The 25,892-nt window shown below is 65.7% G+C and carries 23 protein-coding genes, 3 tRNA genes and 1 pseudogene; 9 read left to right on the top strand and 18 right to left on the bottom strand.

Features of this window, described 5'->3' with window-relative positions; genetic code table 11:
* Position 1: 1 nt before the first annotated feature.
* Positions 2-610 carry a response regulator transcription factor gene (locus AC07Q9_RS27955; RefSeq protein WP_495312537.1) on the bottom strand — a complete coding sequence of 203 codons (609 nt, stop codon included), beginning with the start codon at positions 608-610 and terminating at the stop codon, positions 2-4.
* A 104-nt stretch (positions 611-714) separates the two neighbouring features.
* Positions 715-1,026, bottom strand: coding sequence for a hypothetical protein (locus AC07Q9_RS27950; RefSeq protein ID WP_495312536.1), 312 nt, complete (start codon positions 1,024-1,026; stop codon positions 715-717).
* 248 nt (positions 1,027-1,274) lie between these two features.
* Between AC07Q9_RS27950 and AC07Q9_RS27945 the strand changes: the two genes are divergently transcribed.
* Entirely contained in the window at positions 1,275-2,960 is a 1,686-nt protein-coding gene (locus AC07Q9_RS27945) for an InlB B-repeat-containing protein (protein WP_495312535.1), read from the top strand.
* A 60-nt stretch (positions 2,961-3,020) separates the two neighbouring features.
* Here the strand turns inward: AC07Q9_RS27945 and AC07Q9_RS27940 are convergent.
* The 6 genes from AC07Q9_RS27940 to AC07Q9_RS27915 form a co-directional block, all read right to left on the bottom strand.
* Positions 3,021-3,108 (bottom strand) — tRNA-Ser (locus AC07Q9_RS27940).
* 32 nt (positions 3,109-3,140) lie between these two features.
* Positions 3,141-4,403 (bottom strand): radical SAM family heme chaperone HemW, encoded by a 1,263-nt coding sequence (hemW, locus tag AC07Q9_RS27935; RefSeq protein ID WP_495312534.1) that lies wholly within the window; start codon positions 4,401-4,403, stop codon positions 3,141-3,143.
* Positions 4,404-4,406: 3 nt separating this feature from the next.
* Positions 4,407-5,006 carry a non-canonical purine NTP pyrophosphatase gene (locus AC07Q9_RS27930; protein ID WP_070062009.1) on the bottom strand — a complete coding sequence of 200 codons (600 nt, stop codon included), beginning with the start codon at positions 5,004-5,006 and terminating at the stop codon, positions 4,407-4,409.
* A 74-nt stretch (positions 5,007-5,080) separates the two neighbouring features.
* A complete protein-coding gene (rph, locus tag AC07Q9_RS27925) occupies positions 5,081-5,812 on the bottom strand; it encodes a ribonuclease PH (protein WP_369629988.1) in 732 nt (243 codons plus the stop codon).
* A 56-nt stretch (positions 5,813-5,868) separates the two neighbouring features.
* Positions 5,869-6,777, bottom strand: a complete 909-nt coding sequence (locus AC07Q9_RS27920; protein WP_062476311.1) for a PP2C family protein-serine/threonine phosphatase — start codon at positions 6,775-6,777, stop codon at positions 5,869-5,871.
* A gap of 5 nt (positions 6,778-6,782) precedes the next feature.
* The gene (locus tag AC07Q9_RS27915) at positions 6,783-7,790 is read right to left on the bottom strand and encodes a serine/threonine protein kinase (protein ID WP_056573330.1); all 1,008 of its coding nucleotides are present in this window, start codon (positions 7,788-7,790) and stop codon (positions 6,783-6,785) included.
* 91 nt (positions 7,791-7,881) lie between these two features.
* Between AC07Q9_RS27915 and AC07Q9_RS27910 the strand changes: the two genes are divergently transcribed.
* The 4 genes from AC07Q9_RS27910 (at position 7,882) to AC07Q9_RS27895 (ending at position 12,015) form a co-directional block, all read left to right on the top strand.
* Positions 7,882-8,805 carry a YicC/YloC family endoribonuclease gene (locus AC07Q9_RS27910; RefSeq protein ID WP_489057731.1) on the top strand — a complete coding sequence of 308 codons (924 nt, stop codon included), beginning with the start codon at positions 7,882-7,884 and terminating at the stop codon, positions 8,803-8,805.
* A 14-nt stretch (positions 8,806-8,819) separates the two neighbouring features.
* Positions 8,820-9,440: a guanylate kinase gene (gmk, locus tag AC07Q9_RS27905; protein WP_056573336.1), complete on the top strand. Its 621-nt coding sequence runs from the start codon at positions 8,820-8,822 to the stop codon at positions 9,438-9,440.
* A 31-nt stretch (positions 9,441-9,471) separates the two neighbouring features.
* Entirely contained in the window at positions 9,472-9,675 is a 204-nt protein-coding gene (rpoZ, locus tag AC07Q9_RS27900) for a DNA-directed RNA polymerase subunit omega (protein ID WP_013543330.1), read from the top strand.
* 96 nt (positions 9,676-9,771) lie between these two features.
* Complete coding sequence (locus AC07Q9_RS27895; RefSeq protein ID WP_495305083.1) at positions 9,772-12,015, top strand: RelA/SpoT family protein; 2,244 nt, start codon at positions 9,772-9,774, stop codon at positions 12,013-12,015.
* Between the two features lie 9 nt (positions 12,016-12,024).
* Here the strand turns inward: AC07Q9_RS27895 and greB are convergent, their stop codons facing one another.
* Positions 12,025-12,606, bottom strand: coding sequence for a transcription elongation factor GreB (gene greB / locus AC07Q9_RS27890; RefSeq protein ID WP_495312533.1), 582 nt, complete (start codon positions 12,604-12,606; stop codon positions 12,025-12,027).
* 98 nt (positions 12,607-12,704) lie between these two features.
* Here greB and AC07Q9_RS27885 point away from each other — a divergent pair, with 98 nt between their 5' ends.
* Positions 12,705-13,265: a thermonuclease family protein gene (locus AC07Q9_RS27885; RefSeq protein WP_495312532.1), complete on the top strand. Its 561-nt coding sequence runs from the start codon at positions 12,705-12,707 to the stop codon at positions 13,263-13,265.
* 69 nt (positions 13,266-13,334) lie between these two features.
* On the opposite strand, the gene AC07Q9_RS27880 is transcribed toward AC07Q9_RS27885, so the two are convergent.
* A tRNA-Arg gene (locus AC07Q9_RS27880) sits at positions 13,335-13,411 on the bottom strand.
* 216 nt (positions 13,412-13,627) lie between these two features.
* On the opposite strand from AC07Q9_RS27880, the gene AC07Q9_RS27875 reads away from it, so the two are divergent.
* Positions 13,628-14,053, top strand: a complete 426-nt coding sequence (locus tag AC07Q9_RS27875; RefSeq protein WP_062476298.1) for an HU family DNA-binding protein — start codon at positions 13,628-13,630, stop codon at positions 14,051-14,053.
* Positions 14,054-14,242: 189 nt separating this feature from the next.
* On the opposite strand, the gene AC07Q9_RS27870 is transcribed toward AC07Q9_RS27875, so the two are convergent.
* The 3 genes from AC07Q9_RS27870 to AC07Q9_RS27860 all read right to left on the bottom strand — a co-directional run bounded on the left by AC07Q9_RS27870 (position 14,243) and on the right by AC07Q9_RS27860 (position 18,719).
* A tRNA-Arg gene (locus AC07Q9_RS27870) sits at positions 14,243-14,319 on the bottom strand.
* An 82-nt stretch (positions 14,320-14,401) separates the two neighbouring features.
* The gene (locus tag AC07Q9_RS27865; RefSeq protein WP_495312531.1) at positions 14,402-17,536 is read right to left on the bottom strand and encodes an efflux RND transporter permease subunit; all 3,135 of its coding nucleotides are present in this window, start codon (positions 17,534-17,536) and stop codon (positions 14,402-14,404) included.
* A gap of 19 nt (positions 17,537-17,555) precedes the next feature.
* Positions 17,556-18,719 carry an efflux RND transporter periplasmic adaptor subunit gene (locus tag AC07Q9_RS27860; protein WP_495312530.1) on the bottom strand — a complete coding sequence of 388 codons (1,164 nt, stop codon included), beginning with the start codon at positions 18,717-18,719 and terminating at the stop codon, positions 17,556-17,558.
* 458 nt (positions 18,720-19,177) lie between these two features.
* Between AC07Q9_RS27860 and AC07Q9_RS27855 the strand changes: the two genes are divergently transcribed.
* Entirely contained in the window at positions 19,178-19,432 is a 255-nt protein-coding gene (locus AC07Q9_RS27855) for an Arm DNA-binding domain-containing protein (RefSeq protein ID WP_495312529.1), read from the top strand.
* A gap of 100 nt (positions 19,433-19,532) precedes the next feature.
* A pseudogene (locus AC07Q9_RS27850) lies at positions 19,533-19,790 on the top strand (helix-turn-helix domain-containing protein); the annotation flags it as partial.
* A gap of 110 nt (positions 19,791-19,900) precedes the next feature.
* On the opposite strand, the gene AC07Q9_RS27845 reads toward AC07Q9_RS27850, so the two are convergent.
* The 5 genes from AC07Q9_RS27845 to AC07Q9_RS27825 all read right to left on the bottom strand — a co-directional run bounded on the left by AC07Q9_RS27845 (position 19,901) and on the right by AC07Q9_RS27825 (position 25,884).
* Complete coding sequence (locus tag AC07Q9_RS27845) at positions 19,901-20,488, bottom strand: helix-turn-helix domain-containing protein (RefSeq protein ID WP_495312528.1); 588 nt, start codon at positions 20,486-20,488, stop codon at positions 19,901-19,903.
* A 478-nt stretch (positions 20,489-20,966) separates the two neighbouring features.
* The gene (locus tag AC07Q9_RS27840) at positions 20,967-21,968 is read right to left on the bottom strand and encodes a formylglycine-generating enzyme family protein (RefSeq protein ID WP_495312527.1); all 1,002 of its coding nucleotides are present in this window, start codon (positions 21,966-21,968) and stop codon (positions 20,967-20,969) included.
* Between the two features lie 207 nt (positions 21,969-22,175).
* Entirely contained in the window at positions 22,176-23,573 is a 1,398-nt protein-coding gene (locus AC07Q9_RS27835) for a cytidine/deoxycytidylate deaminase family protein (protein WP_495312526.1), read from the bottom strand.
* A gap of 43 nt (positions 23,574-23,616) precedes the next feature.
* Entirely contained in the window at positions 23,617-24,747 is a 1,131-nt protein-coding gene (locus AC07Q9_RS27830; protein WP_495312525.1) for a porin, read from the bottom strand.
* A gap of 72 nt (positions 24,748-24,819) precedes the next feature.
* Positions 24,820-25,884: a nucleoside hydrolase gene (locus tag AC07Q9_RS27825; protein WP_495312524.1), complete on the bottom strand. Its 1,065-nt coding sequence runs from the start codon at positions 25,882-25,884 to the stop codon at positions 24,820-24,822.
* Positions 25,885-25,892: the final 8 nt, after the last annotated feature.

The following is a 25,892-nucleotide window of genomic DNA, read 5'->3' as shown; positions in this document are numbered from 1 at the left end:
CTCATTCCTGCGCCAGCCACAGCCCCGCGCGCCGCGCCTGGACCAGCAGGTGGGTGCGGTTGCGCGCGTCCATCGTGTCGAGCAGCGCCGTGATGTGGAGCTTGACCGTGCGCTCCGCGATCGCCAGCTCGGCGGCGATCTGCTTGTTCTGACGGCCTTGGGCCACCAGCAGCAGCACTTCGAGCTGGCGCGGCGTAAGGCTCGCGACCGGCAGGCCGGTGCGCGAGGTCAGCACGTCGAAAGACTCGCCGCCCGCGGCCACCTCGTCTAGCGCCGCTGCGATGTGCGCCACCGAGCGCGACTTGCCGATGAAGCCGGCCGCACCCGCGGCGCGTGCGCGTGCGGCGAGTGCCGGTTCCTCGTCGCCCGAGATCATCAGACGCGACACGAGGGGATGCCGGGCACCGAAGAGGCGCAGGCCTTCGAGGCCATCTTCACCGCCCAGGCGGTAGTCGATCAGCACGATGTCGGGCGCGCATTGCGAGGCCCGCGCTACGCCCTCGGCCAGCGAGAGCGCGGTCTGCACGTCGAAGTCGGGACGGGCGTGCGTCAGCGCATGCGCAAAGCCGACACCGAACAGCGGGTGATCGTCGACAAGCAGGAGTTTCATGGTGCCGTGATCCTCGGGTGCGGGCCCGGCCCGCGCCCTCTCCTCGTAGGGCGCCATTGTTGTCTACGCCGGCGCATCGGTGCCGCACCGGCTGTCGCGAAGCCTCAGTTGCAACGACCGGCCGCGCGCAGCAGCGCATTGCAGGCCGGTGCGGGGCCCGTCGCCGGCCGCGTGGCGGGGCGGCGCGCGGACGCGGGGGCGTCGCTCTGGCGCATCTCCTGGCAGATGGCATCGCTGACCACCCGGCCCGCGACCGACACCGAACCCTCCACGTAGCAGCTGTAGACCCGTCCACCGTCGGTGCGCGCCTGGAAGGTCGTCTGCACACCGCTGTCGGCCCGGTTCGAAATCGTGAACGCCTGCGGCGGCAGGCCCAGCGCCCGAGAGGTGTTCGTGACGATGGCGTCGTCGGTCACGGCCTGCGAAGCGCATCCAGCTGCCAGAGCGGCAGCGATGAGAAGCAAGGGCGAGCAGAGGCGCGTTCGTGAAGAGGTCATGTAGCGAGCCTATCGGGACACCTTGCACCGGCCCATAGCACCTTCGGGCAGGTGCCCGAAGGTGCTATGGGCCGCACGCGCAGCCGTCCCTACGATCCGGCCCTCTTGAACGAACAAGCACAGAAGGCGCCGGGCCCCGGTGCCAGCGGACGAGGAGGAACACGGACATGACGAAGACGAACAGCTACGGACGGTGGATGGTGTGGACGGGCGCACTGGCCCTGCTGGCGGCCTGTGGTGGTGGTGGCGGATCAGGCGGCGGCACGTTGCCACCCCTGGGCCTCTTTCCGCCCGCGCCCCCGCCGGCGACAGTGACGCATCGCCTGGAGGTCGGCATCACCGGCAACGGCCGCGTCGGATCGCAGCCTGCGGGCATCGACTGCACCGATCGCTGCAGTGCCGATTTCAACGCGGGCACCGAGATCGTCCTCGCGGCCACGCCAGCGGCAGGACAGGTGCTCGGCAGTTGGGGCGGCGCCTGCAGCGGCAACGCCGGCACCTGCACCGTGCGGATGGACGCCGCGCTCGGCGTGACGGCCACCTTCGTGGCCGCGCCGCCCGTGATCGGCTGGGGCGATGCGTCGGCGCTGTCGGCCGGCGGCGCCAGCCTGCCGAAGACCGCGATCGATGCGCAGGGGCGCGCGCTGGTCGTGTGGCGCCAGATCGAAGGCAACCCCCAGGTGGATCGCCTGTGGGGCAGTCGCTACCTGCCCGGCAGCGGCTGGACCGCGCCGCAGCGCCTCGAGGCCAACGCCGGCGGCGTGCGCGACATCCGCGTCGCCATCGACAAGCCCAGCGGCCGCGCCGTCGTGCTGTGGACCCAGCTGAGCTCCGTGACCGGCTACGACCTGTGGGCGCTGCCCGTCGACCCCGCGGGCGGCTGGGGCAGCCCCGCACTGCTGGAGACCGGCACCGGCATCGTCGGCAACGCCAGCGTGGGCATCGACGCCAACGGCAACGCCGTCGCCGTGTGGTCGCAGATCGGGCCGGCCACGCGCTTCAGCATCTACGCCAACCGCTACACCCCGGCCGGCGGCTGGGGCACCGCTGCGCTCATCGAGACCAACGAAGTCGTGGGCAGCGTCGACGGTGACCCGGCCGTCGTGGTCGCGGGGTCCGGCGAATCGGTCGCCGTGTGGAAGCGCTCCGACGGCGGCAGCGCCTCGCTCTGGACCAACCGCACCAACGCAAGCGGCACCTGGACCACGGCCACCGAACTCGTGCCCGACACCGGCACCGGCCACTCCATCGGCGCCCACGACCTGGTGATCGACGCCGCCGGCAACGCACTGCTCGCCTGGGGCCAGGCCGACCTGCCCGGCGGCAGCAACCAGTGGGAGAGCGCCGTGTGGTTCAAGCGCTTCTCGGCGGGGGCATGGCAGAGCGGCACCGCGCGGGTGGGTGCTCCGTTCGTCGCCACGCAAGCATTGCTGAGCACGCCCGTGCTGCGCATGAATGCAGCGGGTGCGGCGGTCGTGAGCTGGGGGCGGCTGGACAACGCGCTCATGGCGGCGACGGCGGCGCCGGGGGCTGCGTTCGGCGCGGACCGTGCGGTGCGGGCGGCGGCTTCGCAGGCGTTGGCGAGCTTGCCTGCATTGGGTGTGGACGATGCGACCAATGCGCTGGTGGCGTGGGCGCAGGGCAATGGGGTGGGGACGAGCGATCTCTATGCGGCTCGGCACACGCTGGCGGATGGCTGGGGGGCGCCGGTGGCTCAGGAGGGCACGGACGAAATTGCGGTTTCGCCGGATCTGGCGATGAATGAAGTGGGGAATGCGGTGCTGGCTTGGCAGCAGTTTGAGGCTGCGGCAGGGACGCGCATTTTGGTGCGGCGGTACGGGTCGGGGAGGTAGGTTGCGTGAAGGGGCAAATGGCTTGCCCCCGATCGCGAGCCTGCATGAACAGCGGGCTGATGGCGGAGAGTGTGAGATTCGAACTCACGGACGCTTTCACGTCGGCAGTTTTCAAGACTGCTGGTTTAAACCACTCACCCAACTCTCCGGAACCGTCGATTTTAAGCTGACGGCGCAGCCTTACTCGTCGTCGGGCAGGAACAGCGTCTGCAGGTCGCTCAGGAAGTCGAGGCCGCGCTCGGTCGGCCACACGCGAAACAGGTCACGTGCGACGAGCCCCTTGCGTTCGGCCTCTTCCATGCCGCGCTGGATCGACGTCATCGCCAGGCCCGTGCGCTCGCTGAACTGGGGCAGCGTGAAGCCCTGCCTCAGCCGCAGCGCGTTGAGCATGAACTCGAACGGCAGGTCGGCCAGCGCCACTTCGTCGCTCTGCGACACGGCCATGCCGGCACGCGCGTTCTCCATGTACAGGCGCGGTTCGCGATAACGCACCTGCCGCACGATGCGGTGCGCGAAGCTCAGCTTGCTGTGCGCACCGGCGCCGATGCCGAGGTAGTCGCCGAACTGCCAGTAGTTGAGGTTGTGCGCGCACTGGTGCCCGTCGCGTGCATAGGCCGAGACCTCGTAGCGCGACATGCCGCTCGCGCCCGTGCGCTCGGTGATGCGGTCGAGCATGGCGTAGGCGATGTCGTCCTCGGGCAGCGTAGGCGGGAACTTGGCGAACCAGGTGTTGGGCTCGATGGTGAGGTGGTAGATCGAGATGTGCGGCGGCGCAAGCGCCAAAGCCTGGGTCAGGTCGGCGTCGAGGCCTTCCATGGTCTGGCCCGGCAGGGCGTACATCAGGTCGAGGTTGAAGGTGTCGAAGGCGCTCGCGGCCTCTTCCACCGCGGCGATGGCCTGGGCGCGGTCGTGCACGCGGCCCAGCGCCGTGAGGTGCTCGTCGTTGAAGCTCTGCACGCCCACCGACAGGCGCGTGACGCCGGCTGCACGGTAGGCGCGGAAGCGGTTGCGCTCGAAGGTGCCGGGGTTGGCCTCGAGCGTGATCTCGCACTCGGGCGCGAGCTTGAGGCGTGCGCGCACGTCGCCCAGCAACCGGTCGATGGCTTGTGGCGAGAACAGGCTGGGCGTGCCGCCGCCGATGAAGATGGTGTGGACGGTGCGGCCCCAGATCAGCGGCAGCGCGGCGTCGAGGTCGGCGATCAGCGCGTCGATGTAGGCGGCTTCGGGAAGGCCGTCGATGTCGGCCTCGCTCGTGGCGCGCCACTCGTGCGAGTTGAAGTCGCAGTAAGGGCACTTGCGCAGGCACCACGGCAGGTGGATGTACAGCGACAGCGGCGGCAGCGCGGCGAGTTGCAGCGGGCCGGGGCGCATCCAGTGCAGCACGTCATTGGCCTGGGGGGCGCCGCCGGCTTGGGCGGGCTGGATCGGGAAGACGGTGGCCATGGGTCAGAACCAGCGCTCGCGCATCAGGGCGAGCATGGCCTGCGCGGCGCGGCCGCGGTGGCTGTTGGCGTTCTTCACGTCGGGCGGCAGCTGGGCGAAGGTCTTGCCGAAGGTCGGCAGGTACATGACGGGGTCGAAGCCGAAGCCGTTGTCGCCGATGGGCGCAGGCGCGATCTCGCCGACCACGCGGCCGACGGCAATGAGCGGCTCGGGGTCGTCGTGGCGGCGCAGCGCGACCAGCGTGCTGACCAGCGCGGCGCGGCGGTTGACCACGCCGTCGAGCTGTTCGAGCAGCGCCTTCACGTTGTTGGCGTCGCCCTTGGCGTAGCCGAACTGCGTGGCGTAGTAGGCGGTGTCGACGCCCGGCAGGCCGCCGAAGGCGTCGACGCACAGGCCGGCGTCGTCGGCGATGGCCGGCAGGCCGGTGGCGGCGCTGGCGTGGCGCGCCTTGGTCAGCGCGTTCTCGACGAAGGTGCGGAAGGGTTCTTCAGCCTCGCCCACGCCCAGTGCCGACTGCGGCACCAGGGTGACGGACAGCTCGGCAAACAGCTGCTGGAGTTCGGCGAGCTTGCCCGCGTTGTTGGAAGCCAGAACCAGTTTCATGGAAAGTCAAAGATGGCTGTGATGCCCGATGAATGAACGGGCGCCAGTAGCTCGTGGTTGTGGTCGTCGGTCGTTCAGTTCGAAAGCAGGGCCTGCTGCTGCAGGCTCACGAGTTCGCCGATGCCCTTCTCGGCCAGGCCGAGCAGGAGGTTCATTTCGTCGCGCGTGAAGGCCACGCCTTCGGCCGTGCCCTGCACTTCGACGAAGTGGCCGGCGCCGGTCATGACGACGTTCATGTCGGTGTCGCAGGCCGAGTCTTCGGTGTATTCGAGGTCGAGCAGCGGCGTGCCGTCGACGATGCCCACCGAGATGGCGGCCACCTGACCCTTGATGGGCGAGGTCTTGAGCGCCCCCGAGGCCAGCAGCTTGTCGACGGCGTCCTGTGCGGCCACGAAGGCGCCGGTGATGGCCGCGGTGCGCGTGCCGCCGTCGGCCTGCAGCACGTCGCAGTCGAGGTGGATGGTGCGTTCGCCGAGCGCGGCGAGGTCGAACACGGCGCGCATCGAGCGGCCGATGAGGCGCTGGATTTCCTGCGTGCGACCGGTCTGCTTGCCCTTGGCGGCTTCGCGGCTGCTGCGGGTGTGGGTGGCGCGCGGCAGCATGCCGTATTCGGCCGTCACCCAGCCTTCGCCGCTGCCCTTCTTGTGCGGCGGCACTTTTTCTTCGACCGAGGCGGTGCACAGCACGCGGGTCTGGCCGAACTCGATGAGCACGGAGCCCTCGGCGTGGATGGTGAAGCCGCGGGTGATGCGCACGGGGCGCAGCTGGTCGGCGGCGCGGCCGCCGCTTCGTGTGAAAGCAGTCATGTGTCTGGAGGAAACCGAAAAAGAAAAAAGAAAAACCGCGAGACCCGATCAGGAGATCAGGTCTTGCGGGCGGCAGAGCGGCGAATGGCTTCGTTGATCTCGGCGATGGAGCGCTCGATGGCGTCTTCGTCGAGGTCGTCGATCTCGCTGTCGGACGGCATGCCGGCCTGGATGGTCGAGGCGAACACGCCGTCGTCGATGGTTTCGGTGGACACGCCGCGGTCGTCGCCGGGCGTCTCGGGCATTTCCCATTCGAGCGCGATCAGCGTCACGTTGTCGCTGTGGGCGCCGCCCTTGCGCAGCGCCATTTCGGCCAGGTCGGGCGCGGCGTCGGACACGGGCTTGCCGGACGAGAGGGTGTGCACGATGACGGCGTCGTCGAGCACGCCCCAGACGCCGTCGGAGCACAGCATGAGGCGGTCGCCGCGCTGCAGCGGCAACGGCGCCGACACGTCGAACAGCGGCGTGGTGGGCGAGCCCAGGCAGGTCAGCAGCAGGTTGCGGTTGACGGGCGCGTCGGTCGCGCCGTGGGGCTTGGGGCGCTCGGCATGCGAGTGGTCGCGCGTGCGGGTCAGCAGGCGGCCGTCGCGCACGACGTACAGGCGCGAGTCGCCGCAATGCAGCCAGGTGGCGGTGGCGTTCTGCAGCACGGCCGCGACCACGGTGGTGCGGGGCGTGTCGAGCATCGCCTTGTGGCTCGCGTAGCGCATGATCTGTTGGTGCGCCGACATGGCCGACTCGGCCAGGAAGGCCTTCACGTCCTTCACGGTGGGGCGGGCCTCGCGCTGGTACAGCGCGGCGATGGTCTGCAGCGCCAGCTGGGCCGCCACTTCGCCTTCAGGATGGCCGCCCATGCCGTCGGCGAGCACGAACAGACCCGACTCCCGCGTGTAGCAATAGCCCATGCGGTCTTCGTTCTTGAGACGGCCGCCCTTGCGGCTGACCTGGAACACGGAGAACTTCATGTCGATCAGGCCGGACGGGTGGTGGGCGCGGCGGCGCGCGGCAGGCTCTTCTTGTCGAAGGAGCGGATGTTGTCGATCGACAGGCGCACCTTTTCGCCGACCGTGAGCTTGGTGTAGCGGCGCTCGCCTTCGCGGCTGAGTTCCTTTTGCAGCGCGAAGACCGACTGCGGGCGCGAGAGCGGGTCGAGCGACATGCACCACTCGACCACCTCGATGAGGTTGTCGGAGTACACGCCGCGCAGGCGCGAGAGCGACAGGCTCAGGCGGTCTTTCTCGATGCGCCGGGGCGCGTCGTTGGGCGGATAGCCCTGCATGCAGGCGTAGATGCAGGCGCCGATGGCGTAGATGTCGGTCCAGGGGCCCATCGACGAGTCGCGCCGGTACATCTCGGGGGCGGCGAAGCCGGGCGTGTACATGGGGCGGATGAAGATGCCCTCTTTGCTGAGCACTTCGCGCGCGGCGCCGAAGTCGATCAGCACGGCGCGGTCGTCGTCGGTGACGAAGATGTTGGCGGGCTTGATGTCCAGGTGCAGCATCTTGTACTGGTGGACGATGCGCAGGCCGCGCAGGATTTCGTCGAACAGCGAACGGATGGTCGATTCGCGGAACACCTTCTGTCGCTTCAGGTCGCGCGCCGTGACCACGAAATCCTGCAGGGTCGCGCCCTCCAGGTAGTTCATGACCATGTAGACGGTTTCGTTCTCGCGGAAGAAATTGAGCACGCTGACCACCGACGCATGCGAAATTTGCGCGAGCGAACGGCCTTCTTCGAAGAAGCTCTTGAGCCCCAGGCGGTACAGCGACAGCTTCTCGGGCGGCACCTGCGGCGCCAGCTCGCCGGGGCCCCGCGTGGCGAGCGACGAAGGCAGGTATTCCTTGACGGCCACCTGCTGGCCGTTCGGGTCGATGGCGAGGTAGACCACGCCGAAACCGCCCGCGGAAAGCCGGCGAACAACGCGATATCCGCCAATGACCGTATCGGGCAACAGGGGCGTAGGCTTGACCTTTGACATAATCCGGGAGTTTCGCCCGAAGGCGATGGTGCGGCAAGCGAACGCTGTACCGACGCCTCGGTGCTTGCAAGCAAAACCACAGTGAGGCGCAATGCCAGTTTACAGCATGACCGGCTATGCCAGCGGCCAGAACGGCCCCGCAGGCAGCCACTCCGAAGCCGATGCACGGCCCTCCGCCGCGGGCCGACTCGGGGTCGAAATCCGCTCGGTCAACAGCCGCTTTCTCGACCTCACCTTCAAGCTCCCCGAGGAGCTGCGCCAGCATGAGACCGCGCTGCGCGAGCTGCTCACGGCCAAGCTCAAGCGCGGCAAGGTCGAGGTGCGCGCGGCCATCGAGAACACGGCCCAGGCGGGCGTGGTCGAGCCCTCCGTCAAGCTGCTTCAGCGGCTGAACGGCGTGCAGGACGGCATCCGTGCCTGGCTGCCCGGCGCCCGCGAGCTCAGCGTGGCCGACGTGCTGCGGCTGGCCGGCGGCGACGGCGCCACGCGTGGCGACTGGGGCCCCGACCTGCTCGACGTGGCAGGCAAGGCGCTGGAGGCGCTGATGTCCGCCCGCCAGCGCGAAGGCGCCCGGCTGGCCAAGATGCTCGAGGCCCATCTGGCCCAGCTGCGCACTCTGGTGCAGCAGGCCGGCCCGCTGGTGCCACAGCTGGTCGAACAGCAACGCAACCGCTTCCTGGAGCGCTGGCAGGAGGCCATGGGCCTGACCGCCGGCACGGGTGGCACGCTGCCCGAAGCCGCCCAGGACCGTGCCCTCACCGAAGCCACGGCCTTCGCGATCCGCATCGACGTGGCGGAAGAGCTCACGCGGCTGAATTCGCACCTCGACGAGATCGAGCGGCTGCTCAAGAAGGGCGGCGACATCGGCAAGCGGCTGGACTTCCTGATCCAGGAACTGCACCGCGAAGCCAACACCCTGGGCTCCAAGTCGGCGGCCCTGGAGCTCACGCGCATCGGCGTGGACATGAAGGTCCTCATCGAACAGATGCGCGAGCAGGTGCAGAACATCGAATGACGACGAGCCTACCCATGGACTACCCCGGCAATATCTTCGTGGTCGCCGCACCCAGCGGCGCTGGCAAATCGAGCCTGGTCAAGGCGCTCATGGAGCTCGACTCGGCCGTTCAACCCTCGGTGTCCCACACCACGCGCCCCCCGCGCGGGCAGGAAAAGCACGGCCGGGAGTACTTTTTCGCCTCCCCGACCGAGTTCGACGCCCTGATTGCGGCCGATGGCTTCGTGGAATGGGCCCACGTGCACGGCCACCGCTACGGCACGTCGAAGAAGGCGGTCGAGGAACGGGTGGCCCTGGGCACCGACGTGATCCTCGAAATCGACTTCCAGGGCGCGCTGCAGATCCGCAAGACCTTTGCCAATGCGGTCATGATCTTCATCCTCCCGCCCAGCTGGGAAGAGCTGCGCTCCCGGCTGGAGCGGCGCGGCGAAGACAGCGCGGCGGTGATCGAACTGCGCCTGAAGAACGCGGCCGAAGAGATGGCCCAGGCCGGAAAATTCGATTTCGTTATAATCAACGAGTTATTTGAGCGCGCACTTTTCGATCTCAAGGCGATCGTCCACGCGCAGCGGCTCCGGTATTCCGCACAGCGCAGAGCACGTGCCGATACGTTCGCCGCACTGAACATCCCTTGAAATCCCCGCTCACCGACCGAAAGAATTCATCATGGCCCGCATCACCGTCGAAGATTGTCTCGTTCAGATCCCGAACCGTTTCCAGCTCGTTCTCGCCGCCACGTACCGTGCGCGCATGCTGAGCCAAGGCCACGCCCCCAAGATCGAGAGCAAGAACAAGCCCGCCGTCACGGCCCTGCGCGAAATCGCCGAAGGCAAGATCGGCATCGAGATGCTCAAGAAAGTGCCGGGCTGATCTTCTGACGCAGCCCTGCAACGAAAAGGCACCGCATTGCGGTGCTTTTTTTACGTCTGGACGCGCCCACAGAGCGGTCACGCTAAAGTGGTAGCCATGAGCGCGGTCGCCAAACCTACGTCCCCTACGCCGAAACCGAGTCCGGCGGCGTTGAACGCGGCCGCCGCGAGTTTTGCCGCGCTGACGGCCCGCCTCGACTACCTGAGCCCCGAAGACACCGAGCTGGTTCGCCGGGCCTACCGCTTCGCCGACGAGGCCCACCTCGGGCAGCTGCGCAACAGCGGCGAGCCGTACATCACCCATCCCATCGCCGTGGCGGCGCAGTGCGCCGAATGGAAGCTCGACGCCCAGGCGCTCATGGCCGCGCTGCTGCACGACGCCATCGAGGACTGCGGGGTCACCAAGCCGGAACTCATCGAGCGCTTCGGCGCCCCGGTTGCCGAGCTGGTCGACGGGCTCACCAAGCTCGACAAGCTGCAGTTCAACACGCGCGAAGAAAACCAGGCCGAGTCCTTCCGCAAGATGCTGCTGGCCATGGCGCGCGACGTGCGCGTCATCCTGGTCAAGCTGGCCGACCGCACGCACAACATGCGCACGCTGGCCGATGCGCCGCGCGAAAAGTGGGCCCGCATCTCGCGTGAAACGCTCGAGATCTACGCCCCCATCGCGCACCGGCTGGGCCTGAACCAGACCTACCGCGAGCTGCAGGACCTGTCGTTCCGGCACCTCAAGCCCTGGCGCTACGCCACGCTGGCCAAGGCCGTCGCCAAGGCGCGCGGACGACGACGCGACCTGATCCAGAAGGTGCAGAAAGAGGTCGAGACGGCCTTCTCCGCCGCCAGCATGACGCTGCGCATCGCGGGCCGCGAGAAAACGCTCTATTCCATCTACCGCAAGATGGAAGAAAAACACCTGAGCTTCGCGCAGGTCACCGACATCTACGGCTTCCGGCTCATCGTGCCGAACGTGATCGCCTGCTACACCGGCCTGGGCATCCTGCACCAGATGTACAAGCCGCTGCCGGGCAAGTTCAAGGACCACATCGCGATCGCCAAGCTCAACGGCTACCAGTCGCTGCACACCACGCTGGTGGGCCCGGCCGGCGTGAGCGTGGAGTTCCAGCTGCGCACCGAGGCCATGCACGTCGTGGCCGAATCGGGCGTGGCGGCGCACTGGCTCTACAAGGCCGCCGAGCCCAATGCCGCGAGCAACGACCGGCTGGGCACCAAGTGGCTGCAGTCGCTGCTCGACATCCAGGACGAGACACGCGACGCCGCCGAGTTCTGGGACCACGTCAAGGTCGACCTGTTCCCCGACGCGGTCTACGTCTTCACGCCCAAGAGCCAGATCATGGCGCTGCCGCGTGGCGCCACGGTGGTCGACTTCGCGTATGCCATCCACAGCAACATCGGTGACCACACCTCGGCCGCGCGCATCAACGGCGACCAGGTCCCGCTGCGCACCGAGCTGAAGAACGGCGACGTGGTCGAAGTGATCACGGCGCCGGTGTCCACACCCAACCCCGCGTGGCTGGGCTTCGTGCGCACCGGCCGGGCACGCTCCAAGATCCGCCACTACCTGAAGACGCTGGCGCATGCCGAGTCCGAAGGCCTGGGCGAGAAGCTGCTGGCGCAGGCGCTGCGCGCCGAAGGCCTGGGCAAGCTGCCCGAGGAAGACGACGAACACCAGGCGCTGTGGGAGAAGCTGCTGCGCTTCACCGGCAACCGCACCCGCGCCGAGCTGCTGACCGACATCGGCCTGGGCAAGCGCATCGCGAGCATCGTCGCCAAGCGGCTCATGGCGCTGCTGGCCGAGATCGGCGAGCGCCCCGACGCCCTCCTCCTGAGCCGCGAGCGCTTCACCTCGCACGAGGCCGTGTCGCAAGGCGCGGTGACGCTCGACGGCAGCGAGAACTCCTCCGTGCGCTTCGCGCAGTGCTGCCGGCCCATTCCCGGCGACCAGATCGTCGGCTACCTCGGGCACGGCGAAGGACTTGTAGTGCACACCGACGACTGCGGCGTGGGCCAACGCCTGCGCAACAAGGACAGCGAGCGCTTCTTCGCGGTCGAATGGGCTGACGAACCCACGCGTGCCTTCGAAACCGGCGTGGTCATCACGGTGCGCAACGACAAGGGCGTGCTGGCACGCGTGGCGGCCACCCTGGCCGACGCCGAGGCCGACATCACGCACGTGGAAATGGCCGACGAGACCCCGCAGGACTCGACCGACCTGCGCTTCGTGATCGCCGTGCGCGACCGCACGCACCTCGATGCCGTGCTGCGCGCCGCGCGCCGGACCGCGTCGGTGCTGACCGCGGCGCGGACGATTCCGGCGCCCTGACCTTCTTCGTCAGTTCGCCGGTGTGCGCGGCGTCGGGTAGCTCACCGACAGGATCTCCACCTCGTGCGCCCCGCCCGGCGTCACGAGCTTCACCACGTCGCCTTCGCGCGCCTTGAGCAGTGCGCGCGCGATGGGAGAGATCCAGCTGACCTCCGACTTGGCGCTCTCGGCCTCGTCGATGCCGAGGATCGTGACGCTGCGCTCCTCGCCGGTCTCGTCGACATAGCGGACCGTGGCGCCGAAGAAGACCTGATCACGCCCGTGGTGCACCGACGGATCGGTGATCTCCGCAATCTCGAGCCGCTTGCCGAGGAAGCGGATGCGCCGGTCGATCTCTCGCAGGCGCTTCTTGCCGTAGAGATAGTCGCCGTTCTCGGAGCGGTCGCCGTTCTTCGCGGCCCAGTGCACGGCCTCGACGACCTTGGGGCGCTCCTCGTCCATCAGCTGCAGCAGCTCGTCGCGCAGGCGCGCGTAGCCCTCGGGCGTGATGTAGTTCTTGCTGCCCGCAGGCAGCGGGGGCGCCGCGCCGCCTGCGCCGTCATCGTCGTCGTCCGCATCGGCGTCCGACTCCTTGGTGAATGCCTTGTTCAATGCAGAGCCCTTCAAATCGGAAATACTGGGCGCCCTTGCCGCGCCGCACGAGCCGGTGAGTTTGCCGCAACCGCCATGCCCAGGAGACAGGAGCCCCCGTGACCGCCACCGGACATTTCCCCTGCCGTCGCCATGCCTCGGCGGGGCTTCATTTGTACGCTCTCGCGGTCCTTGCTGCCGCACTGGGCTTTCCTCCCTTCGACACCCACGCCAGAACGCAGACCTGCTTCGTCGTGAGCATCCACAGCGGCGACACCATGACCGCCCGATGCGGCGACGCGGCCAGTGCCAATGCGTGGCGTCGCGTGCGCCTGCAGGGCATCGAGGCGCCAAAGTCCGGGCAGCCCTTCGCAGAGCAAGCTCGGCAGAAGATGCACGACATGGTTCGCCTGAAGCCGGCGGACGTCGACTGCGACGATCCCACATCCCACGCCCACGAACGCGTCTGCCGCGTGATGGTGCCGCCGGATTCAGCCCCCAATGGCCCGAGGACGCTCGACGCAGGCTTGGCACTACTGACCGTCGGATTGGCACGCTGGCAACCCGCGCAGGCGCAGCGCCTGTCGCCCCAGGAGCGCGGGCAGTACGAATTCGCGGAGGAAGAAGCCAGGGCCAAGCGGGCCGGCCTCTGGAAGGACGCACGACCGGCGCGTCCTTGATACGGGCTCGGTGCAATGACCAGCCAAAGAAAAAGGGTTAGCTCGAAAAACGAGCTAACCCTTGAAGAGTGGTGCGGCTGGCAGGAATTGAACCCACGACCCCTTGGTTCGTAGCCAAGTACTCTATCCAACTGAGCTACAGCCGCACAGCTTTCGATTATAGCGTGTTTTTTCGCCCGTCCCAACCTTTGTGATCGAAAGCTGAAAATACGGACGACGACCGCCCGCAATGAGGCTTGTTGCAACGCATCCGGCCCGTGCCGTTCCAAAGAGGCCCTTCCGACCCGGTACACTCCGCCCCGCCCGGAATAAGCCTGGGCCGCCGTAGGCAACACGGCGCCATACCATCCAAGGAATACTGAATGAACCGCATCGAACTGGTCGAGAAGATCGCCACCACCCACAACCTGAGCAAGGCCGAGGCCGCACGCGTCCTCGAAACGATCACCAGCAGCGTCGTCGCTGCCGTGAAGAAGGGCGATTCGGTCCAGCTGGTCGGCTTCGGTACTTTCAAGCAAGTCGCACGCGCTGCACGCTCGGGCTTCAACCCCCAGGCCGGCACCAAGATCAAGATCGCCGCCACCAAGGTGCCGAAGTTCGTCGCCGGCGCTGCCTTCAAGGCCGCCATCGACCCCAAGGCCGCCAAGCGCAAGGCTGAAAAGGCCGCTGCTGCACCCGCTGCCAAGAAGGCCGCCGCTCCGAAGAAGGCAGCTGTCACCAAGGCTGCTGTCACGAAGGCAGTCGTCGCCAAGGCTCCCGCCAAGAAGGCCGTCGCCAAGAAGAAGTAAGACCGACGGTGCAACGACAGTTGCACAGGCTTGGCCTGGCAGTTGTCTGTATCGACGTCAAAAAGCCGCCCTCGGGCGGCTTTTTTGTGGGCGCTTGCCGCGCAGCGAATGCGGGCAGCGAAACCCTCCCTGCGAGGGCCCCAAACGAAAATAGCCTGGAAGAGAAACTCTTCCAGGCTATTCGAGAGATGGTGCGGCTGGCAGGAATTGAACCCACGACCCCTTGGTTCGTAGCCAAGTACTCTATCCAACTGAGCTACAGCCGCGCAGCCTTGAATTCTACCCTGCCGAAAGCGCTGTTCCGGCGAGGCCTCCAAAAAAGCTTCACGGCCCTGCGATGCGACGGCCTCAGGCCACCTGTTCGCCGCCCTCCTCCACCTTGCGCCCCATCAGCCTTGCGGCCACGCGCTTCACCAGCAGGTAGAACAGCGGCACGAAGAAGATGCCCAGTGCCGTCGCCGCGAGCACGCCGCCGAACACCCCGGTGCCGATCGCGACCTGGCTGCCCGAGCCCGCGCCGGTGGCCACCGCCAGCGGGATCACGCCTGCCAGGAAGGCCAGCGAGGTCATCAGGATCGGCCGCAGCCGCAGGCGTGCGCCCTCGGCCACCGCTTCCAGCAGCGGCACGCCACGGCGCAGCGCGGCCTCCGCGAACTCGATGATCAGGATCGCGTTCTTGGCCGACAGCCCGATGGTCGCGAGCAGCCCCACCTGGAAGTAGATGTCGTTCGACAACCCGCGCAGCGCCGCCGCGATCACCGCGCCGAGCACGCCCAGCGGAATCACCAGCATCACCGACACCGGCACCGACCAGCTCTCGTACAGCGCCGCCAGGCACAGGAAGACCACGAGGATCGACAGTGCGAACAGCAGCGGCGCCTGCCCGCCCGACAGCCGCTCCTGGTACGACAGGCCACTCCAGGCCTGGCCCGTGCCGCTCTGCTTCTTGGCGAGGGTCTCGATGGCCGCCATGGCCGTGCCCGAGCTGGTGCCCTGTGCGGCCGCGCCCTGGATCTGCACCGCGGGCAGGCCGTTGTAGCGCTCCAGCTGCGACGCGCCCTGCGACCAGTGCGTGGTCGCAAAGGCAGAGAACGGCGTCATCGCGCCCGTGCTGCCGCGCACGAACCACTGACTGATGTCGTCCGGTGCCGAGCGGTACGGCGCATCGGCCTGCACGTACACGCGCTTCACGCGGCCGCGGTCGATGAAGTCGTTGACGTAGCTGCCGCCCCAGGCGATGCCCAGCGTGGTGTTCACGTCGTCCAGCGACAGCCGCAGCGCCGAGGCCTTCAGCTGGTCGATGTCGACCTGCAGCTGCGGCGTGCCGGCCACGCTGTTGGCGCGCACCGACTGCAAGCGCGGGTCCTTGTTCGCGTCGCGCACCAGCTTTTCGCGCGCCTGCAGCAGCCGCTCGGCGCCCATGCCCGAGGTGTCCTGCAGCCAGAACTCGAAGCCGTTGGATTCGCCCAGCCCCTCGATGGGCGGCGGCACCATGCCGAAGACCTCGGCGTCGCGCTGCTGCTTGGCCAGCGCCTTGCCGGCACGCTCGACGATGGCGTGCGCGCGCTTGTCGGCGCTGGCGCGTTCGGACCAGTCCTTCAGCGAGACAAACGCCATGCCCATGTTCTGCCCCGAGCCGCTGTAGCTCCATCCGGTGAGCGTGAAGATGGTGTCGGTCGTGTCCTTCTCGGTCTCGAGAAAGTGCTTTTCGATGGCGCGGTTCACTTCGTCGGTGCGGCCCGAGGTGGCGCCGGCCGGCAGCGTCGCGATCACCATCACGCTGCCCTGGTCCTCTTCCGGCAGGAAGCCGCCGGGCAGGCTCAGGTACAGCAGGCCCATGCCGGCCACGATGGCGACATACACCGCCGTGAAGCGCAGCGGCTTGCGCAGGATGCGGCCCAGCGTGCTCACATAGCGGCCTTGCGCGGCATCGAAACGACGATTGAAGGCCCCCAGGAAGCCACGCGTGCGCGGTGGCACGCCAGGCTTCAGGAAGCGTGCGCACAGCGCCGGGATGAGCACGATGGCCACCACCACCGACAGCGCCATCGACGCGATGATGGTCACCGAGAACTGCCGGTAGATCACGCCCACCGAGCCGCCGAAGAAGGCCATGGGCAGGAACACCGCCGACACCACCACCGCGATGCCGACCAGCGCACCGGTGATCTCTTGCATCGACTTGATCGTGGCCGCCTTCGCATCGAGCCCCTCTTCGTGCATGACCCGCTCGACGTTCTCCACCACCACGATCGCGTCGTCCACCAGCAGGCCGATGGCCAGCACCATGCCGAACAGCGTGAGCACGTTGATCGAATAGCCGAAAGCCGCCAGCACGCCGAAGGTGCCCAGCAGCACCACCGGCACGGTGATCGCGGGGATCACCGTGGCGCGCCAGTTCTGCAGGAAGAGGAACATCACGACCACCACCAGCGCGATGGCCTCCAGCAGCGTCCGGATGACCGACTGGATCGAGATCTTGACGAAGCGCGTCGTGTCCTCCGCGTAGGCCACGCGCAGGCCCGCGGGCAGCGAGCGCTCGAGCTCGGCGATGCGCGCCTTCACCGCGCTGGCGGTGGTCAGCGCGTTGGCGCCGGGCGCCAGCATCACGGCCGAGCCCGCGGCCGGGTGGCCGTTCAGGCGCGTGGTCTCGGCATACGACTCGCTGCCGATCTCCACGCGCGCCACGTCGCCCAGCCGCACCACGGCGCCGTCGGCCTGCGTCTTGAGCACGATGGCCTTGAACTGGTCGGGCGTCTGCAGCCGCGACATCGCGGTGACGGTGGCGTTCAGGTGCTGCGTCGGCGCCGACGGCCGCGCGCCGATCTCGCCCACCGACACCTGCGTGTTCTGCGCGGTGATGGCGGCCGTGACGTCGGACGGCATCAGCTGGTAGCTGGCCAGGCGGTGCGGATCGAGCCAGATGCGCATGGCGTACGCCGCGCCGAAGGCCTGCACCGAGCCCACGCCGTCCACGCGGCTGATCGGGTCGCGCAGGTTGCTGGCCATCCAGTCGGCGATGTCGGTGTCGGTGCGCTGGCCGGTCTCGTCGTAGAGCGCCACGATCAGCAGGAAGTTGTTCTGCGACTTCGCGACCGTCACGCCCTGCTGCTGCACCGCCTGCGGCAGCCGGCTGGTGGCCTGGCTGACCTTGTTCTGCACCTGCACCTGCGCGGTGTCGGGGTCGATGCCCTGGCGGAAGGTGACGTTGATCTCGGCCCAGCCGGCGGCGCTGCTGGTCGACTTGAAATACATCAGGCCGTCGATGCCCTTGAGCTGCTGCTCGAGCACCTGCGTCACGCTGTTTTCCACCGCCTGCGCCGAGGCGCCGGGGTAGTTGGCCGACACGACCACGGTCGGCGGCGCGATGTCCGGGTACTGCGACACCGGCAGCGTGCGAATGGCCACGCCGCCGGCCAGCATGATGAGGATGGCGATGACCCAGGCGAAGACGGGCCGCTGGATGAAGAAATGAGCGATCACGGGAGGTTGTCGCTTCTCATCAATCGGCCGGCGAAGGCGCGACGGCGGACGATGCGCCCGCCGTGGACACCGGCACCGGCTTCACTTTTTCGCCGGGGCGCGCGCGTTGCAGGCCGTCGACCACGAGGCGGTCGCCTTCGCGCAGGCCCCGGGTCACGACCCAGTGCTCGCCCTCGGTGCTGCGCACTTCAAGCGCGCGCAGCTCGACCTTGTTGTCGGCCGCCACCACCAGCGCGGTCGGCTCGCCCTTCTCGTTGCGGGCCACGCCGCGCTGCGGCGCCAGGATGGCCTGGCGCTCCACGCCGGACTCGACCTGCGCGCGCACGTACATGCCCGGCAGCAGCAGCCCTTGCGGGTTCGGGAATTCCGCGCGCAGCGTGACCGAGCCGGTGGCCTCGTCGACGGCCACTTCGGAGAACTTCAGCGTGCCGGCATGCGGGTAAGGCAGGCCATCCTCCATGCGCAGGCTCACCTTGGTGCTGGCCGGCGCCATGTCGCCCGAGATGAAGCGGCGCTTGAGTTTCGTGAGCTCCAGGCTCGACTGCACCACGTCGACGTAGATCGGGTCGAGCCGCTGGATCGTGGCCAGCGCCATCGCCTGGCCCGGCGCCACGAGCGCGCCTTCGGTCACGGCGGAACGGCCGATGCGTCCCGCGATGGGTGCGGTGATGCGCGTGAAGTCGAGGTTGATGCGCGCCGCCTTCACGGCCGCCTGCGCGGCCTTCACGCCGGCTTGCGCCTGCACCAGCGCGGCCTGCGCCTCTTCGTGTTCCTGCCTGCTCACGGCGTTGGCCTTGACCAGTTCGCCGAAGCGATCGGCCTTGCCGCGCAGGCTGGCAATGGTGGCCTGCGAAGTGGCCAGCGCGGCCTGCGCCTGCTCGTGCGCGGCCTCGAACGGGCCGGGCTCGATCTCGTACAGCACCTGGCCCGCGCGGACCATGCCGCCCTCTTCGAACAGCCGCTTGCGCACGATGCCGTTGACCTGTGGCCTCACCTCGGAGACGCGGTAGGCGGCCGTGCGGCCCGCGAGCTCGGTGTGCACAGCCACGTCGCTGGCGTGCAGCGCCACCACGCCGACTTCGGGCGGCGCGTCGTCGGTGGTGGAGGCCTGCTTGGCGCCGCATGCAGCGAGCGCGAGCAGGGACAACGGAAGCAGGAGCTTGAAAAGCGGGGTCATGGCCATCGGGAATCGCAGTGCGGCGCGCGCAGGGATCACCCGGCTCGTTACATTTGCACTCAAATGGTGCATTTTGCCTTCGATGTTGCATTGCAACCTGAAGGAATCCTGTGTTTGCCGTAGGTGAAATCGGCGGCGGCCGCTGGCCTCGCTCGCGCCCCCGCAGCTGCAAAGAAAAAGGCCGCGCAATGCGGCCTTCGTCGGAGTGTCTACAGAGGGGGAATGTGTGGTGGTAGGCCGTGAGTGGCTTGAACACTCGACCAACGGATTATGAGTCGGGAAAAATTGAAGTTGATCGACAGTGATCCAAGTTGCCCTTACCAATGAAAATCAACGATTTTTCCCTCTGAAACTCGCCATCTGAGCGAACGAAGGGTTGAGTAGAATTGATCAACATTCCAAAAATTTCCTTACATCGGCCAGTACATCGGCCTCGGATGTAAGACAGTCCTATCCGCTTACCGATGGCACGAGTCAACTTCACTACCGGCCGACTTGCCGCATTCGCTTGCCCGCCCGACAAGGCGCAAGCATTCCTCTGGGACAGCGGCGTCACAGGGCTCGGCATTCGTGCGACGCCGCGCGGTGCGCCCAGCTACATCTTCCAGCGCGAGTTCCAAGGGAAAACACCCCGAATCACGATCGGGGCAGTGGCTGACTGGTCGATCCCAGGCGCACGGGAACGCGCACGGGAGATGCAGCGAGACATTGATTGTTGATTGCCGCCGAAAATTGACCCAGCTAACGCAGTAATTTCCGTCTAAGACTGACCCACGTAAAACCCTACCCTGCTCATTTTTAAAGCAGGGGATCCTAGGAGTGATAGACGTGGCGACATTGAGTGTCATCAGACGCTGGGCCCTGCGTGAGCAGATGTCCATTCGCGAGATTGCAAGGCGTACAGGCCTGTCTCGCAACACCGTAAAGAAGTACCTGCGAGCCGGCGATGAAGAGCCGCGCTACGCCAAGCGGGCGAGTTCAAGCAAGCTCGATCCCTATGCCGAGAAGCTCGCGACCTGGCTCGCGATCGAGGCAACCAAATCGCGCAAACAGCGGCGCAATCTGCGGCAGATCCACACAGCGTCTAGTCAGGCGCGGGTTAACCTCTGGTACGAGTTCTACTTTGGTCGACCTTACGAGATCTTGCGAAGTGCGCGCGAAGGAGTTGTTCGATTCCTCATGCCAATCTACAAAGCAGGCGCTCCTTCGAAAGCAGTAGACATGGCAAGCGTTCTGTACTTGCTTGGAGTCAGGCCCTTGCGTTTGAGGAAGTGCCGATTGAAGTTCGAGACATTGTTGAACCCGACGTCGTAGCAGACGCTGGAAATCTGGCGCTCCGTATGAAGCAGGAGCTGGCAGGCCTTGGCAATCCGAAGTTCCGTCACAAAGTCGGTGAAGGTGCTGCCGGTGACCTTGCGAAACTGCCTGGAGAGCGCGGTTTCATGCATCCCGACCATGGCGCTGATTTCAGGAAGGCTGAATTCCTGCATGTAGTTGATCCTGAGATAGTTTAGGACCGTGCAGATCCGTCCAGATGGCGCACCGTTAGTTGCCCTGGACTCCTTGAACCTTTCGGCAGTGAGTACGTGAAAGTCCTGCCAGTGTGCAAGCTCGCACAGAAGCGCTGCGAAGGCCGAAAAGCGTTCGAGCCCCCGGCTGTCTTTGATCTGGTCCAGCCGTTCCATGGCACGCTCTCGAAAGCCTACAAACTCAATGCCCTGCCGGGCGCGATTGAGCAGTGGTTCTGCTTCTCGCAAGTCCGGCAACAGATCCATGCTTCGCCGGAATGGAACATCGGAAAATCGAAGTACCGAGCCAGGCGTTGCCCTGCGCTCCCCCCGTGCACCGGAGAACTCGAAGTTGTGAGGCAGAAGCGGTCCGATGAGGACCACATTTCCTGGTACGAGCCTGTGCACCTCGTCGCCTATGAACGCACGTCGAAACGGTGAAACGAACGTATGCAATTCATAGTCTTGGTGATAGCGCCAACGACCGGGTTGCCAGTGCACGCCGACATCCGAAAAGGATACGCAAGAAGTTACGTCGAGCAATGCCTGGTGCTCTTGCGAGCGAAAGTTCGACAAACCCTCGCACTCTGGAAGTTGCAACAACGGGGCGCTATCGACCCATCTGACGGGTGGTTCCAATGTCTGGGTTCTCATCTGCTTGGTCCATGAACGAGCGCTGTAGAACGAATTGTTTGACGCCTTCGCGAGGCGGTCACATCTGGAAATTCAACGGAAAAAAAAGCGCTCAGGGGACACGCTTCACGCAGCGAAAGCCGACGTGGGACGTCGAGGTGTCGACCGCCTGGGGGTAGCGCGCTGCAGGCCGATAGCGCTGGCAGTAGCTCGGAGCGCACAGGTGCGATCCGCCCTTGAGCACGCGCCGGCCAAGCTGTGTCGACGCATCACGCAGATCGCGGCTTTCTTCCTGTTGGGCACCACGCGGGTTGCTCGGCGTGCAGCCACAGCCGGGGACTTTGGTCGCCAGATGTGCGGCGGGTGCGTACCAATCTTCGGTCCACTCCCAGACGTTGCCGATCATGTCAAAAAGGCCGAAGCCATTCGGCGGGTATGAACGAACGGGAGAAGTTCGTAGAAAGCCGTCATCCAATGTGTTGCGCCAGGGGAAATCACCCTGCCAATAGTTGGCCAACATCCGACCACCCGGCGCAAGCTCATCGCCCCACGCGTATTCGGCGTTGTCCAGGCCACCGCGAGCAGCGCACTCCCATTCCGCCTCACTGGGCAACGACTTGCCCGCCCAGGCGGCATAGGCAGCGGCATCCTGGTACGTCACATGAACAACGGGATGACTGTCCAGGCCCTGGAGCGAACTGTCCGGGCCGTAAGGCTGATGCCACTGCGCGCCGATGCACCATTTCCACCATCGCCTGGCGTCGTCTAACCGCACGGGGTGCGTGGGTGGGAAAAAAACGAGGGACCCAGCATGCAGCAGCTCTGGAAGAGTGTTCGGATAGTCATTCGGATCGGGGGCCTGTTCTGCAGATGTGCGGTAGCCCGTGGATAGAACAAACTCCGCGAACATCGCGTTCGTGACAGGGACCTCATCGATCCAGAATCCGTCCACTCGGACTTGCCGAGCAGGGGCCTCTTCGGGGTAGAACCGATCCGAACCCATTCGAAAGACGCCGCCAGGGATCCATCGCATGCCTTGCTGTGCTTGCGCGGCTTCCCCGGCTCCCGAAGGGGCGGAAGTCGGGTTCGTCGAAATCGAGTTGAGCGTGCTCATGGCGGCAGTGAGTTCGGATATCGAAATTTGAGGAGAGGCGGGTGTTCTGCAATCACACGGCCCGATCACCGGGGAACAAGTTTCTCGAGCCGTCCAGAAAGTACTGCCAACGCAGGCTGGCTGCAACGGTTTCAAACAGCGCTCCTGCAGGCAAGATGGACTTCCTTGCGAGAAAAAGCGCGCGTTGACGCGCGACGACTGCTGGAGTCAAACCGGTGGTGAAATCGGAGCCGCGAACGCAGCCAGCACGCGGCTGTCGACGACCTGCTCCGGGAAGTACTTCGCAAAGGAACCTTTGTACAGAGGTGGCATGCTTTCGAAGTATCGAAGCAGCGCGGTGTCATCGAGCGTCGAACGCTGGATGTATCGCAGCCGGCGTTGCGTGCCCGCGGTCACACCACCGTATGCGCCCAGGCTGAGCAGGTCCTCCGAGCTGTCGTTGGGGCAGCGCAGAAAGACAAACGTGGCATGTTTGGGATGGCACAGCAGTAGATCGGCGTCCTTGATTCCTGCTTTGAATGCCTTCCAGCGGACGGCCATGTATCCCCGAAGCGTTTCCAGCAAGGTCGTTCTGATGGGCGATGCGGCAAGGTGCCCTGGCAAGGACATGAGCACATTGCCAAACGCGTCCAGCATCAGCACGGCATCTCCGCGGCCGCCATTTTTCTTGTCTTGCAACGAGGTCGCCTGAAGCAGATCAATGAGCTCGGCTCCCGGCGAGGCGGGGTTCGTCCGTACGGAGAGTGCGGGTGCGTAAGCTGCTTGCAGCATTTTTGCCAGGGGATGCTCAGGCGCCAGCTTCGATGGGTCCTTCAGCATTTGAGGATCGGCAGCGTCTCGAATGCTTGCCTGAACCTGATTTTGATTGCCGCGAAAGAGGTTGGCATTCAACGCGTGAGCCCGCTCGCTGATCTTCTGCGCGGAAAAGATCTTCGGAAGCGCAGCCCCGCTGGGCGCGCGCGCATAGCTCGTTGCCCCTGCGCATTCGACATAGCTGAACTGGCGGCGAAGCTTTTCGCCGGTTCCTCGAAGGCCAGCAAAGGCGGCCGTCCGGTCATAGTTCACGCCGGCGAAATCGTCGTATGCAATCACGACGACTTGGAAGCCTGCGACGAGCAAAGAGCCCGTGCACATGAGGCAAGGGTCCAGCGAAGTGATACAGATCACTTCGTGTGGAGGTGGCAACTTCTCGCCACGGCTGCGCATGTGGAAATACCAGTCCACCAGTTGGCGTTCTCCATGCGCCGTCGTGTCAAAGGCGAGTCCTTCGCGAACGACGGCATTCCTCATCGATTGGAGGATGCGGCCTTTGGAATCCAACAGCAATCCGCCGACACCGAACGTGCCGGCGCTTTGTGCCGCAATGGCCTGGTCCGCAGCCAGCAAGGCCGCTTCCTCGACCTTGTCGACCAGAACTGCCTCCTGTCCTTTGCCAAGGCCTTGCCCTTCAAACAATCCGGCGGGATCGGTCTCGCGTGCATGCGCTTTCGCTGGCAGAAGCCAATGCGCAACCAAGGCGGCAGAGCTTGCCGTGGCGCCGCGCAGGACGGAGCGTCGGCGGGAGCTGAAAGCGGGAAGGGCGTGGTCGAGAATCTTGTAGGTCATGTTGTCGCCTCAAAGTGGTGGAAATCAATCGCTCGGCGCTGCTTCAGAAGAAGTGGCGAATGCCGAAGTCATATCCAGTCGACGAACCTCCGCGAGCTGATCCCGTGTTTGCAGAGGGGCTCAAACGGAAGTTGGCAACGCCTTCGTTTGAGATCCGGGCCCATGTCGCAAAGAGTGCCGTTCTTGCAGACAGGTTGTAGACGTAGCTGAGACCGTAGCTTTTGGAGTCGGTGCCGACCACCGCATTTCCGTTCCCGGTGGTCACGGCATAGCTGATTCGCAGGACATGCTGCTGCACCGGAATCACCGCACCCAGGACAACCTCCCGCTGGTTCAACGCCCCGTAGCCGAGCTTGGCGACATAGCCGCTGAGCCTGACGTACCCCAGGTCATAGGAAGCACCCATGTTGCGAACCGTGTAGTCAGGTTGGCCGGGAGTTGTCTTCCCTCGTCCTGCTGCGATCCCGAGGTCCAGAGGGCCTGAAACGTAGCCAAAGCGCGCGCCCTTGTAGCCCTTGTTCTTCTCACCTTCGCCGGCCGTGACTTGCACGTGGCCGGTGAATCCGCCGAGGTTCCTCGGCAAGAAGTAGCTGACGGCATTGTCATTGCGGTACAGGTAATCGGTGTCCGTACCCAGTGTGCTGAGCACTTTCATGGCCTGGAGATAACCGTTGTTGACCACGGGATCGTAGATCGCCATGTTGGTGAAAGTCGGCGCGACGAGTCTTCCCAGGCCGATTTCGCCCCAAGGTCCCCCTACATAGACGGCCGATGTCCGACTCCAGTATTTCCCCAGGGCACCAACGGCGCCTGTGTCGGGCTGCATGGTGCTTTCCAGCCAGAAGCCGGAGTACAAGCCGCCTCCAAGGTCCTCGCGGCCGCGAAACCGAAACAGGCTTCCCGTGATGCCATTCGCATGCAGTTCCGACGTGGTGCTCGAGATGCCTGCGGCGTTCTTGTTCTTGACCCGTCCGACGGCGAGATCGACCGCCCCGCTGAAAGAGACCGCACTTCCGCTCAGACCGCTCTGATCCAGAGACTGCGCACAAAGCGTGAGCGGCCCTCCCAGTAAGGTCAGGCCCAGGAACAGGCGTTCATGAACGCGGATCGGACTTTTCTTTCGGCACACGGCGTGCTGTTTGTCCCTGGTCTCAGTGAAGCATCCGGTAGGCATGTCTATGTCTCCTTTATTATGTCGGACGTCCAACATCTGTTGGCAGGCCGATGGTTGTTGAATTGCTGCTTTTCACTCTCGCGTTGCGGCTTCTCGATCACGGGCCTCGATGCATGCCTTCGTGAGCAAGGCAACGGCGAAATCCTCGGTTCTTGCGTCGTCGATGGCTCGGACCACTCGGACGGGGCGCTCACCCAGGCCGGGGCCTTTGCCGGGCTCCCAACTCAGTGTGTTTCCGTAGCCGGCGTTGAACGACGTATCCGCGTCGACGAGAAGCGTCTCTTCTTCTCGCGCAAGGGAGGGCTCAAGCCATAGAGCGGCGGCAACTTCGTCCCACATGGGCAGTTGCTTTCCGTAGGTGCCGAAGTACGCCGCAAGGCCTCCTCCAATCTGGCTCAGCGTCTGCTGGTGTTTTGCCGACCAGAATGTCTGCGTGGTCGCATCCACCGGAATCTGGGTGATCTGTGCCCAGGCCTCCTTGAGGACGAGAGATGCAGCCTCGGGGTCCCAGCGCATGTTGAATTCCAACCGTGGTGCGTGTTTGTATTCCAGCGAAAAATGGCTCGGTCCCGCCTTGGGGGCGTAGCTGCCGCCCATGTAGAACAACTCCCTGGCGAGCGAGGCGAAGTTCGGGTCGAGACGGCAAGCCAGCGCGAGATTGGTCATTGGCCCCCCGGCCCAGATGCTCACCTCGCCCGGGAATTGCCGCACCGTCCGGCATAGGAATTCGGCGGCAGTCCCCTCGGCCGCCGTCAGGCTGGGGTTGCCTTCCTTCAATACCGGAACGGAGAAGGGTTCGGCATGGTGTTCGCCCTCTCGGTAGCGGCCATCATGGAAGTATTCAGTCCAGGCGCCTTTCCAGAAAAGCTTGCCATACAGCGCCTCCCATTGACGGGTGCGAGACATCGAGTTCAACAGAGGCAGCGCGGCACCTCGATAGACCGGAATGTCGGGTCGCCCGATCAATTCGAGAAAGCGCAACGTATGCGCCACGTTCTCGTCGCACCAGCCGTCGCCGCTGACCACGCAGATGCCCAGCACGTCCACCTCGGGCGCTGCGATGAGCATGGCGATGGATTGCAGGTTCGTGGATGCCGGGCCGTGAGCATCCTGATCAACAATGATTTTGCGTCGCATGTCGTGAC

The sequence above is a fragment of the Variovorax sp. GW821-FHT09A10 genome, from assembly GCF_059418385.1.
Note: the sequence above shows the minus strand (reverse complement) of the source record. Positions and strands in the feature narration are given on the sequence as shown.